This window comes from Pseudoalteromonas prydzensis (assembly GCF_001661495.1).
Classification (GTDB): domain Bacteria; phylum Pseudomonadota; class Gammaproteobacteria; order Enterobacterales; family Alteromonadaceae; genus Pseudoalteromonas; species Pseudoalteromonas prydzensis.
The window spans coordinates 451,772-465,194 of record NZ_BDDT01000001.1; the positions used below are offsets into that span (position 1 = coordinate 451,772).

The following is a 13,423-nucleotide window of genomic DNA, read 5'->3' on the forward strand; positions in this document are numbered from 1 at the left end:
AGGAACCGATGTATGAACGCGTTTTCAACATTATTAGGCACGCAACCAATACTGCCTATAATACAAGCAAATAGTAGTGAAGAAGGTGTCGCTATTGCGACCGCGATGCATAAGGCGGGTATCCAATTAGTGGAAGTTGTGCTGCGCACGCCAGCGTCACTTGACGCATTAATCGCGATTAAAAAAGCACTACCCGATTTATGCGTTGGTGCCGGCACGATTACTGATCAAGCGTTACTTGCAAAAAGTCTTGCCGCAGGCAGTGATTTTATTGTTACGCCTGCTATATCACCACGGTTACTTGATGCTCTTAGCCAATCCTCTGTGCCTGTTGTGCCGGGTGTTTCAAACACCGCAGATATTTTACTTGCTAAAGAATATGGCTTTACTGAGCAAAAATTGTTTCCTGCTTCTTTGTGTGGTGGCGAGCAGTTTTTAAAAGCAGTAAGCAGCGTATTTGCTGATATTCGCTTTTGCCCTACAGGCGGCATTAATGAGCAAAATTTTAAAGACTATTTAGCACTTAGCAATGTGATGGCCGTGGGGGGGACTTGGATTGCACAACCACAATGGGTGCAAAGTAAAGACTATGAAAAAATCACTCAAGCCTGCCTTCAGGTACTAAACAACAACTAATTAACATATTGACTGCCATACGTTGACAGTGTAATTTACCTTTACATGCCACCGGTGGCAAAATACAAGCAGAACAGTTAAGGAATCTTCAATGCCGAGCAATATCGAACCTTTAGAGTTGCACCCAGATCGTTTATTTTCAAGCGATCCTAGCGTCGTTGCTATCGCTAGAAAGTTATATGAATCAATTAAAGACTTACCAATTGTTAGCCCACACGGTCACACTGATCCACGTTGGTTTAATGAAAATGAAAACTTCGGCAATGCAACCGAGCTGTTTATAAAACCCGATCACTATGTGTTTAGAATGCTCTACAGTCAAGGTGTCCCAATGACTGAATTAGGCGTGCCAGAACATGGTCTGCAAGGCGACATGGCTCGCTCTAGAGCAGCTGAACCTGAAAAAGTATGGCAAATTTTTGCTGATAACTATCACCTATACGCAGGCACACCAAGCGGCTATTGGCTTGATGCCGTATTCAGCGATGTATTTGGTTTTACTGAAAAACTTTGCTCGGAAAATGGTCAGCACTATTATCAAAAAATTACAGCTGCGTTAGCAACACCTGAGTTCAAGCCTCATGCACTGATGGACCGCTTTAACATTGAACTGATTGCCACAACCGAAGGTGCGCTAGATCAGTTACCACATCACCGCGCAATTGCAGGCTCTGCAATGGCAAAACGTGTGATCACCACCTTTAGACCTGATGATGTTGTTGATGCTAGCCGCGAAGATTTTATCGACAACGTAATTAAACTTGGTGAGATAACCGGCCAAGATACATCAACTTGGCAAGGTTATTTAGCAGCAATTCAAATACGTCGTGATTACTTCCGTGTTGAAGGGCGTGCAACGGCAACCGATCATGGCCACCCTACTGCATTAACTGCTGACTTATCTACAGCTGAGTGTGAAGCATTATTTGAAAAATGCCGAACAGGCAATTCATCTGAGCAAGAGCAAGAGTTATTCCGAGGCCAAATGCTTACTGAGCTTGCAGGTATGAGCATTAAAGACGGCTTAGTGATGCAAATTCACCCTGGTGCCCATCGTAATCATAACCAAGCGGTATTTGATCAATTTGGCCGTGATAAAGGCTGTGATATTCCAAGCCAAACTGAATACGTTAATGCGTTAAAACCACTATTAAGTAAATACGGGAATCACCCGGATCTTAAAATCATCTTATTTACGTTAGATGAAACTACCTATAGTCGTGAACTTGCGCCACTAGCAGGTCACTACCCTAGCCTTAAATTAGGCCCAGCTTGGTGGTTCCATGACAGCCCAGCAGGTATGCTACGTTTTAGACAACAAACAACTGAAACAGCAGGTTTTTACAATACAGTTGGCTTTAATGACGATACCCGTGCATTTTTATCTATCCCCGCTCGCCATGATGTTGCACGCCGCGTTGACTGCCGTTACTTGGCTGAATTGGTAGCTAATCATCAAATTAGTGAAAGTACTGCGCAGACACTGGCTTATCAACTAACCTATGGGCTAGTGAAAAAAGCATATAATCTCGATAAATAACAATAATAGAGCCACTTAATTTAAGTGGCTCAACCATTGAGGACACACCATGACTTTAAAAACATCACTGTTATCAAAGCGCATTATGATGGGAACAGCTCTAGGCTCTAGCCTTTTACTGGCTGCCTGCCAAGAACAAGCTGACCTTAAAACACCATTGCAAGCAAGTGAGACAAATTCACTCAGTAGCGCACTAGTTGCTAAAGTAGACATTGTTAATCCATCTTCATTTAAGCGCCCTGATGAGCCAATCTATCTTAGCTATTACGATTTAGGCCTTAGCCAAACTGCGGCTTTAACGGTAAACACAGCGCAGCAAGTGTTACCTAGCCAAGCAGTAGATATTAACTCAGACGGTGAACTTGATGGTGTGTATTTTATTGTCGATTTAAATGATAAACCGATTGAAGTCACCATAACACAGCAAAGTAAACCAGTAATCACAGCACAAAAAAAACGTGTTCAAGCTGATCTTGCGCATAAACAAGGTGGTCAATGGCAGCCTCATTCTCGTCCGCCAAAACACCAAGTTGGCACAGGTAAAAAAGAGTATGTAGGCGGTGAATTTAAAAATGTTGATGAGTTAACGCCACCAGATTATTACACCGATCATTCAAATTGGATCCGTTACGAAGGCCCAGGTATTGAGTCAGATAAAGTGGGTTATCGTTTTTACCTTGATTGGCGCAATGGCTTTGACATTTTTGGTAAATTAACCGCAGCCCCTGTTTTACATACTGTTGGCCTTGATGGTTATGACTCTTATCATAACAAACAAGATTGGGGAATGGACATTCTCAAAGTGGGCAAGTCTTTAGGTGCAGGCGGATTTGGTTTGCTAGGTAGTAATGATGAGCTGGAACATGTCGCTGATGTGATCCAGCGCACAGCACGGATTATTGAAAATGGTGATTTACGCGCCAGTATTCAAATTGAGTATCAAGGCTGGCAAAACAGTTACCAACAGCAAGATTTAACCGCAAACATTAGTATGCATGGCGGCTCACGTTTAGCACATGTAGAACTGAGCACTGATAAAGACTTGTCTAATTTAGTGGCCGGTGTGGTCAAACACCCTGAGACTGAGTTTATTCAAGGTGATCTCGATGCAATGAGTAATTATGGCTACAGTTATATTGCCAGTTGGGGCAATCAAAGTTTAGATAAATCAGCTTTAGGTATGGCGGTTTTCTTTAAAAAAGGCGATGTTATTGACGTACGCCAAGATAAAAATAACTACCTTGCAGTACTAAAACCAAAAGGGCAAAGTATACAACATGCAGATTACTATTTTGCCTCAGTGTGGCAGCCGGAAAGTGGTATCAACGATAAAGAAAGCTTTATTGAGTACCTTGATCAACAAGCTGAAAGGTTGACAATTAAACCACGCATTACTTTGCACACCACAGTTACAGCAAAAAAAACGACGCAACCGCTTAATGATAAATTAGCCCTTGAATGGGCCCGCGCCCTTGCCGATTCAGAGCTGAAAAGAAAAACACTAGGCTACCATGCCAATGGCTGGGATGCTAACCGTAAGCGCAGCCCAAAGTTTGAATACGACATTATTGGTTTACAACCTTATGCCTATTATCAATTGGGGCTGGCAACTGATGAGCAAGCTTATAAGGATGTGATTGCCCAAGTTACTGGCAGCTTTATTGATCAGCAAGGGAAAATCAGCGCCTATAAACAAAGCAATTTTAATATTGATAATATTCCACCCGGTCGCAACCTTATTCAGCTATACCAAGATACCCAGCAGCAACAATACTTATTGGCTGCAAAAGCTTTGCGCGCACAATTACAGTTACAGCCACGTACATCACAAGGCGCATTTTGGCACAAAAACAAATATCAACATCAAGTGTGGCTAGATGGCGTTTATATGGGTATGCCTTTTTTAGCCCAATATGCCAGCTTATTTGAAACAGGCCACCAGCAACAAGAAACCTTCGCTGAGGTGGTAAACGAATTTAAGCTCACTCGGGAAGCACTACGCGATCCACAAACAGGGTTGTACTATCACGGTTGGGATGAATCTAAACAGCAAACATGGGCGAATAAACAAACCGGTGTTTCCGCAGAGTTTTGGGGCCGTGGTATGGGTTGGCTCGCTATGGCGGTGGTTGATGTACTCGATTACATCCCAGCAAAAAACACAGAGCAACGCGATACCTTACTCGCCATGGTAAAAGAGTTGGCCACTGATATTGCCAAAGTTCAAGATACTGATACCGGCACATGGTGGCAAGTTTTAGACAAACCAACGGCTTTAGGTAACTACCAAGAGTCAACTGCAACAGCAATGTTCGCTTACTTTTATGCAAAAGCACTTAATAATAGCTATATCGATGCTGATTATCAAGACACCGCGCTTGCAGCGTATCAAGGTTTACTTAACCAATTTACATTAGTACATAGTGATGGCACGGTAAGTATGACTAACCAATGCTATGTTGCAGGCCTTGGCTTTGGCCGTGATGGTAGTTATCACTATTATATGAGCGAGCCGGTCAGCAAAAATGATCCTAAAGGAAATGGTCCCTTCATTCTAGCAAGCCTTGAAGTAGCTAGGCTTCTAGCTGGTAACAACTAACCAGTCATAGATTAATCAGCCGGTAAGCAAAATTCATCGCATTTTTGCTTACCGACTAACACTTACTTCCCTTCAACAACATCAGCACACTAAGCTCATAAGGATTTATGATGCGTATAATTAAAATAAATAATAACAGCGCAAATAAAAATATTTTTTCATTTTTTATCTGCTGCTTATTCTGCTCAATAATGAATGTGTCTGCACAAAATAATAACAACTCACCGAGCTATGCCGTGCAAATGGCTAACTCTGAGATGACTCGTAATCCACAGGCGTACACCATTGATTGGCGCACTGAACCGCGCTGGGACTACACCCATGGCTTAGTGTTACTGTCATTTGCCAAGCTCTATCAGCATCAACCAGAGCAACGCTATTTCAATTACATTAAAGAATACGTAGACGCTTTAGTTATGGAAGATGGCACTATTAAAACCTACGTAATGAGTAAATATAATCTCGACATGCTCAATGCCGGCAAGTTACTGTTTTTTATGTTTGATGAAACAAAAGACCGTAAATATCGCCTTGCCCTCGATACTTTATATGCACAGTTCAAATTACAACCTCGCACAATTGATGGTGGCTTTTGGCATAAAAAACGCTATACCTCGCAAATGTGGCTTGATGGTTTATATATGGCAGCCCCCTTTTATGCCGAATATATCCGCCGCTTTGGGACAGTAGATCAGTATGATGATGTTATAAAACAGTTTGAATTAATTGAACAACATACTTATCGCAGTGACACCGCTCTACCTGTACATGGCTGGGATGAATCTAAACAACAGCGTTGGGCTGATAAAAAAACCGGACAATCACCTAATCATTGGTCGCGCTCTATCGGTTGGTACGCCATGGCAATGGTTGATGTATTAGATCAACTACCGAATGATTACCCAAAAAAAGCGTGGCTATCACAGCGCTTTAATACATTGATAGATAACATGTTAAAGCTACGCTCTGACTCCGGTGTATGGTATCAAGTTACAGATAAAGGTGAATTAGACGGTAATTATTTAGAATCCTCTGGCAGTGCTATGCTCAGCTATGCGATTGCAAGAGGTGTTAATCAAGGTTACTTGTCTGATAGCTACCAAGTGATTGCAAAAAATACCTTTAATGCTGTAGTTAGCAACTTTATTAAACGTGAAGCAGATAACACCTTATCAATCCAACAAGTATGTGAAGTAGCAGGACTTGGCGGTAAACCATATCGAGATGGCAGCTTTGCTTATTACATCAGTGAAAATGTACGCGCGAACGATCCTAAAGCAGTCGGCCCTTTTATTCTTGCTAGTTTAGAAATGGAGAAATAACCGATGCTAAGCAACAAATACTATTTCTATTTAACACTTTTGCTCGTTTGCTTAAGTAGCAGCCTAGGTTATGCAAAAGAGTCGCAATTACTATCGTCAACACACACTCAAAGCCCGTGGCAAGCAGATCTAGGTAATGGCGAATATAAAAACCCAATCTTGCATGCCGATTATTCCGACCCGGATGTAGTCGCTGTTAATGGCGATTATTACATGACAGCATCTAGTTTCAACTCTGCACCTGGCTTGCCTATTTTACACTCTACCGATTTAGTCAATTGGCAGTTAATAAATTATGCGCTGCCAATACAGCTGCCACAAGCCCACTTTGCAAAAGTACAACATGGCAACGGCGTATGGGCGCCGACAATCCGTTTTCATGATAATAAATTTTGGATTTTTTACCCTGATCCTGATTTTGGTATTTATGTAACCACAACAGATGATCCTGCTGGAACTTGGTCAACCCCACAGCTTATTTTAGCGGGTAAAGGATTAATCGACCCGGCACCTTTATGGGACGACAATGGTAAAACCTACTTAATACATGCATGGGCAAAAAGTCGTGCTGGCTTTAATAATGTACTCACGCTGCGTGAAATGAAAGATGATGCAAGTTGGGTCAGTGATAAATTTACACACATTGTCGATGGTAAAAATCACCCTGGATATCGCACCATTGAAGGTCCTAAATTTTATAAACGTAACGGTTACTACTATATTTTTGCGCCTGCAGGTGGGGTAGATTTAGGTTGGCAATCGGTATTTAGAGCAAAAAAAATTACCGGTCCCTATCAAGCCAAAGTAGTAATGGCGCAAGGTAATTCAGTGATCAACGGTCCTCATCAAGGTGCGTGGGTTCACACCCAATTTGCTGAGGACTGGTTTATTCACTTTCAAAGCAAACAAGCGTATGGTCGAATCACCCATTTACAACCTATGCGCTGGGACAATGATTGGCCAATCATAGGCATAGATAAAAATGGTAATGGAACTGGGCAACCGGTTTTACAGCACACTAAACCTAGAAGCAAAATTAACCCACAGCCCACCAGCATAGTGAACAATGATGAATTCAACAGCCCTGAACTAAATTTGTTATGGCAATGGAATGCAAATCCAAGTAACAGCTGGTATTCACTGACAGACAATCCCGGCTTTTTACGCTTATACTCGCAGCCAATTACAGCACAAAACAATACTAATTTATGGTCAACGCCTTCATTGTTACTACAAAAAATTCCCGCAGAGCAATTTGCTTTTACGACCACATTGCAGGTCAACAAAACAAGCTCAGCTAGTTCCTCAGGGCTAATTTTATTTGGTGAAGACTATGCATGGATGGGTATCAAAACATCTTCTACTGGCGAACAACAGCTAGTCTATGTGCACTGTTTTAATGCGAGAAAAGGCTGTAAAGAAAGTATCGTAGAGCAACAACCACTGACACAACCCTATCTTGAACTAAAAGTCGTTCTACAACCAGGCGCCACAGCCATTTTTAGTTATAGAACCGCTGCAAGTGCTGAGTTTCAAATTATTGGTGAACACTTCCAAGCTAAAAAAGGCCGCTGGGTAGGTGCTAAGTTAGGCTTATTTAGCCTGTCGCAAACTCCTGGCGCTAGCAGCTATGCCGATTTTGACTATGCCCGTTACGACACTTTGGATTAAATGAATATGTTTAAATATCAAAAGTTGAACTTTTTTGCCGTATTATTACTATGTGTTCAGCCATGCATAGCAGCTGATTACACCGTTGAAAATACATATAAAAAACTAATCAAACACTATCCACACATGCAGGTGCCCGCAACGACAGTTCCTGACTCTGTCATCGCTCATAAAGCACTGGTTTACAAGCAAACTAAAACCAGTGCACAGACTTTAGATATTTATCAGCAAAAGCAGCAAACACAAACAGCGCCATTGATCATATTGATCCACGGAGGTGGCTGGCAATCAGGCTCCCCCGCATTAATGACAGCACTTGCAATTGCGCTAGTAGAACGTGGTTATATTGTTGCTGCGCCCAGTTACCGTCTCAGCGAGGAAGCGCCTTATCCTGCAGCAGTTGAGGATTTAGTTGATGCGTTTCATTGGCTTAAACATAATGCTGCTCAGTATAATATAGACAGCACTAAGATTGCTTTATCGGGCGGCTCTGCAGGTGGCCAATTAGCCGCGCTATTAGCCTACAGCGGCGGAATTGTTGATAGCAGCGACACTAACTCAAAGCGATTTAAGGTCCAAGCGCTGATCAACATAGATGGCTTAAGTGACTTCACGTCCCCTGAAGCACTGCCTTTTGAAAACAACCCAGCCAAGGCCGTCACATCAGCCAGCAAGTGGTTGGGGGGTAGGTATGAAACTATCCCACAGCGTTGGCGCGACGCATCGCCTATTTTCTATATTGATAAAAACGCGCCTGCGACACTTTTCATCAATAGCTCAGTGCCACGCTTTCGTGCAGGTCGAGACAGCGCAATACAAAAGTTACAAGAGTTGCATAGACCCAGTGAAGTTTACCAATTCGATGATGCGCCGCATTCATTTTGGTTATTCCAGCCGTGGTTAACGCCTACTACCAGCGTTATTGATGACTTTTTAACAACACAATTTGCTAAAACTCGTTGATCATTATTGTTGTTAAAATTAAAGCCTTGATGAGTTAATGGTTATTCTAAGTCATCAAGGCTTTCTTTGTTAGTCGCTAAGCGAATTTAAGTACTGCTGCAAAACCTGTGCTGTAGTGGCACTTTTTAATTGCGCCTGATGCTGTTTGAACCAATCATCCGCAACACCATCTTCATTACCATCAACGATTGCGGGAGCTCCAGTAAATTCCTGTTTATATGCATCCCAATTACCAATTAGCTCAAATTCATGATCAATCAAACCATTTTTCTTTATCGCGACACTATCAGTGAGCTGTTGATAAACAAGCGTATCAATACTGTCATGGAAATAACCATGTGCATTACGACTTGCACCTATATGTTGCCCCTTAATGGCATCAGTAAATGCCTGCTCAGCACTAACATAAACAAGCGTTGTTTGCATAGGAGATGTAATAATTGCTTTATCACTTAACCACGGACTATTCTCATTACTGATGGTGCGTTTTGCTTTAACTGCTTTGCGATAATTTACACCTAAGTAATTATGCTCAGTAAGTTGTGGATTGTTCTCAAGTACATTCCCCATAATATAGGCTTGATTTTCTTTGATCTCCGGTGAGTACCAAATATCAGCAAACTGCATTCTCTTACTTGCTTTACCTGGCTTGTAGTAATTATTGATCAGGTTAAAACGACCATTTTCAGATCCATACACATTATTATGCCCCCAGTTAAAAATAATATTATTGATAAGCTCAACAAACTCTTCATTTTGTGGGTACGGTGATTTAAGCCGATGACCATTGATCCTTGGTGTTCTACTGGCATGATTGGCAATTATATTATTAATAAAGCTGGCATTTACGCCGCCCCAAATACCACCATAACCATGATCGCCTTTAGGGTGAATTGAATGACTTAAACTATGTGAAATAATTGAATCTTGTAACGTAAAGTTACGGTTATTATAAAAGCTCGCAGTTTCATCCACGGACCAACTCAATGAACAATGGTCAATAATGACATTCTCACTGTTACGCACCGTTAATGAATCATCAGCATAACCAAATGTACCTAAGCGAAAGCGTAAGTAGCGAATAATCACATTATCTGCGGATGAAACCGTAACAGGTGCACCAACAATGGCAATCCCACCTGGTGAAGTTTGCCCTGCGATGGTTATATTACCGTGTGATATTTTAAGCTCCCCTGCCAATTTGATCACACCCGATACCGCAAATACGACAGTGCGAGGATGCTTTTGCACAATTGCATAGCGAAGGCTGCCTGGTTGCGGTTTATCTAAATTATCTTCTAATGTAGTCACTCTATAAAGCGTGCCATTAATGCCCCCAGTTGCGTACTTACCAAACCCTTTTGCCGTTGGAAAAGCCAATGGTGTATTAACTTGTGCAGCGTATAAATTAGTCGAAACAAAAACCGTTAACACAATAATGATGCTTAGTAATACGATATTGAGATAGTTTAAATTATTATTCTTCAGAACTTGCATAATGTTCCTTGGCTATTTCGTTTTTAATGCTGGTTAAAATAAAAAATTGTCAATATGTAAATTGACAGTTTCATTAATACAGTGTTAACTTCATGTTATTCCATTTTGCCACCGGTGGCAAGCTGGGATTTGAATCAACGGGAATCGCATATCTTGCACACACAATTAAAAGCCTGGAAAAGGAACAAAGATGAAGAGCATGAGATTAAGCACGATCGCAGCAGCATTAATGGTAGCTACGCCACTTTATGCGCAAACAGCTGATCCTGTACAGCCAAAGGTAGAAAGTGACAAACCAACAACAAACGCCGAAATAACAGCAGATAAAAAAAACGTAGAAGCTGAAGATGATATTGAAATCATTGCTGTAACAGGCGTTTATCAAGCAGATTTAAAAGCACGTGCTATGGAGCGCGATGCAAAAGCATTTAGCTCAGTGATTGCCACGGATGACATGGGAAACTTTGTTGACCAAAATGTTGCAGAATCACTGCGTCGAATCCCAGGTGTGACACTTGAACGCAGTGAAGGTGAAGGAAAATACATTGCCGTGCGTGGTTTAGGCCCTAAATTCGTATCAGTGAGCATGAATGGTGCAGAACTGTCTGGCGCAGGTGATGACCGTAAAATTGGCCTTGATGGCATCACCAGTGATTCACTCGGTGCCATTGAAGTATTTAAAACCCTTACCCCAGATATGAACCTCAATTCAATTGGTGGTGCAGTCAACGTAAAAGCCATCTCTGCCTATGATCGTGGTAAAAACACATTAAAAATGAAGCTTCAAGATTCATACAGTGAATTACGCGAAGAGCAATCACCTAAGTTTAGCATTGATGGTACGCAACTATTTTTAGACGAGAAAATAGGGGTTGGTTTTGCTCTATCCTATGAAGATAGAAAAACCCAAGTAGATGAAGTACGCCATCATAGCACTCGCGAATTAAACTTTTTACAAGGGGGAATTGGTCTAAGCGAAGAAGAACTCAGTGTCGCGCCAGAAATTTTGATCCCCGCGCAACTCGAAAACCGCCGTGAAATAGCCGACAGAGAACGTACCACTGCAACACTTAATGTTGAGTTTAAACCAACCGCAGACAGTTTTTATTACATTCGTGGTAACTACTCAAATTACACCGATAATGACGTTGCCCAAAGAGAGTTTTATAACTTTTATAATGGCGACCAAGCAGATGAGATTATCTATGTAAATGCTGATACAAAAGAGTTTGCACTGTCTGATATCGATATTTACAACCAATTTTTCATTCAAGAAGGTGAAACGACTACAACCAATTACAGCATCGGTGGTGAAAACTATATTACCGATACTTTACGTGTAGATTATGAATACGCGTATTCTAAAACAGATGATAAATCTGTGGGTGATCGCCGCGTGCAATTTCGTGAGCGCGAAAATATTGTCTACGGTCAAGGTAGTAAAAATAATATTGTTGCGAAAGTGCTTACTCCTGAAGAAGCAGCTGCCTTAGGTGGTTTTGCGTTAGATCCAGATAATGATGTTTTTGCCGGTGAAGCCGATGGTGATATCAGCGATTTATCAAATATGGAATACGACAACTTATTTATGGAAGACAGTGTCCGAACAGACGAAGTCACGAGTATCAAGTTAAACTTACAAAAAGACTTTGATTTTGAATACCTGAATTTCATTAAAATTGGTGGCACTTATAACGAACGCGAACACTTTCGTGATAAAGATCGCTGGAGCTATGCAATAAATCCACTGGACTGTGGCACAGATGAAACCTGTATTACCGTCGCCAACTCAAATGTGACAGATTATAACTTCGCGGTGCCTGAAGGTGGCTTATTTACCTACCCTTTTGTTAGCAACGAAGACCTTGAGTACATGGTTGACTCAACAAAAATTACACGCGACAGTGCCACCGGTGGCGAGGTGTCAATCGACAGCACTAAAGAAGACTATACCTTATACGAAGATACCTACGCAGCCTATATTATGGCTGAGCTGCAGCTATCAGAGCAGGTAAGTGTTATTACCGGTGTTCGCTATGCACATACCGAATTTTCATCAACCGGTTATATGTCATTATCAAATGATGATTGGAATTTTGGCGGAGATCACACCTTAGATATTTCGGTCCCTTTACCTGAAGCATCTATTACCTACAGTGAATTTTTTCCAAGTATGCATATACGCTACGAACCGAATCCTGAAATGTTAGTGCGTACGTCACTTTGGACTAGTTATACCCGCCCTTCTTTTAAACAAGCCCGTGGTTTTGCACGTTTTGATAGTGATATTAGCTTATGTGATCCAACAACCAACGAATGCTATAGCACCCCTGACGGGCAAAGTGCCATTGATTTACAAGGCTATATTCTAGGGCCTGACAATGCGCTACAAGTGGGTAATCCAAACTTGGTGGCCATGACCTCAGATAACTTTGATGCCTCATTTGGCTGGTATCCATCCAAAGAGTTATTTATGGAAGCGGCGGTATTTTATAAAAATATTGATAACTTCATCGTGGATGTCACCGGTATTCAAATGAGCATCGATGAGCTACCGCTTACTTTACCTGTAAACCAAGTGTCTGATTTTGCTATTCCTCAAGATCTAGCTCTCAATCAGGTTGATATCACCCTCAATGGCGATAAAGCCACTGTGTACGGTGTAGAGCTCAGTTACAACCAATTCTTCGAAAATGGCTTATTTTGGCAAAGTAATATGACCTTTGTAAAAAGCGAAGCCGAACTCGACGCCACTATCCGTCAAGACAAAATGCAGTTACCTGGCCAAGCAGATATTACCGGTAATGTTGCTGTTGGTTGGGAAAATGAGACTTTCTCGTTCCGCCTAATTAGTAATTATCGCTCAGATATTCTTGAAGAGGTTGGCTCTTGTCCCGTATCAGCTTCCGTATCAGACCCCCACACCTGTAAGTCATGGGCTGATATATACCAAGACGATATCTTAACCTTTGATATGAAAGTGAAATATGACTTCACAAAAAGCCTCAGCGTGTACTTTGACGCGATTAACTTAACCGATGAAGCGGATTTACGTTACTTCAAAGGGAATGATTTAGCCGGCGGTGAAATTCTCTACCAACGAGAAGATTATGGCCGTACGTTCCAGTTGGGTATGAACTATAAATTTTACTAATAATAAAAAACGAACTTATTAATACCACACACAATTAACGC

General features: G+C 41.6%; 8 protein-coding genes. 7 read left to right on the plus strand and 1 reads right to left on the minus strand.

All coding sequences use genetic code 11. The annotated features are described in order from the left end of the window. Positions 1 to 12 precede the first annotated feature (12 nt). The 6 genes from eda to A7968_RS01865 all read left to right on the plus strand — a co-directional run bounded on the left by eda (position 13) and on the right by A7968_RS01865 (position 8,731). Positions 13 to 636 (plus strand): bifunctional 4-hydroxy-2-oxoglutarate aldolase/2-dehydro-3-deoxy-phosphogluconate aldolase, encoded by a 624-nt coding sequence (gene eda, locus A7968_RS01840; protein ID WP_064664870.1) that lies wholly within the window; start codon positions 13 to 15, stop codon positions 634 to 636. A 91-nt stretch (positions 637 to 727) separates the two neighbouring features. Beyond that, positions 728 to 2,176: a glucuronate isomerase gene (gene uxaC, locus A7968_RS01845; protein WP_064664871.1), complete on the plus strand. Its 1,449-nt coding sequence runs from the start codon at positions 728 to 730 to the stop codon at positions 2,174 to 2,176. 49 nt (positions 2,177 to 2,225) lie between these two features. Then, positions 2,226 to 4,775, plus strand: a complete 2,550-nt coding sequence (locus A7968_RS01850; protein WP_064664872.1) for a glycoside hydrolase family 88 protein — start codon at positions 2,226 to 2,228, stop codon at positions 4,773 to 4,775. Between the two features lie 110 nt (positions 4,776 to 4,885). Continuing rightward, positions 4,886 to 6,097 (plus strand): glycoside hydrolase family 88/105 protein, encoded by a 1,212-nt coding sequence (locus A7968_RS01855; protein WP_084447967.1) that lies wholly within the window; start codon positions 4,886 to 4,888, stop codon positions 6,095 to 6,097. A 3-nt stretch (positions 6,098 to 6,100) separates the two neighbouring features. Further along, entirely contained in the window at positions 6,101 to 7,768 is a 1,668-nt protein-coding gene (locus tag A7968_RS01860) for a glycoside hydrolase family 43 protein (protein ID WP_064664873.1), read from the plus strand. Continuing rightward, the gene (locus A7968_RS01865; protein ID WP_227008949.1) at positions 7,769 to 8,731 is read left to right on the plus strand and encodes an alpha/beta hydrolase; all 963 of its coding nucleotides are present in this window, start codon (positions 7,769 to 7,771) and stop codon (positions 8,729 to 8,731) included. Between the two features lie 69 nt (positions 8,732 to 8,800). Here the strand turns inward: A7968_RS01865 and A7968_RS01870 are convergent, their stop codons facing one another. Continuing rightward, complete coding sequence (locus A7968_RS01870) at positions 8,801 to 10,228, minus strand: pectate lyase family protein (RefSeq protein ID WP_064664874.1); 1,428 nt, start codon at positions 10,226 to 10,228, stop codon at positions 8,801 to 8,803. A gap of 190 nt (positions 10,229 to 10,418) precedes the next feature. Between A7968_RS01870 and A7968_RS01875 the strand changes: the two genes are divergently transcribed. Beyond that, on the plus strand, positions 10,419 to 13,382 hold the full coding sequence (locus tag A7968_RS01875; protein ID WP_064664875.1) for a TonB-dependent receptor: 2,964 nt from the start codon (positions 10,419 to 10,421) through the stop codon (positions 13,380 to 13,382). Positions 13,383 to 13,423: the final 41 nt, after the last annotated feature.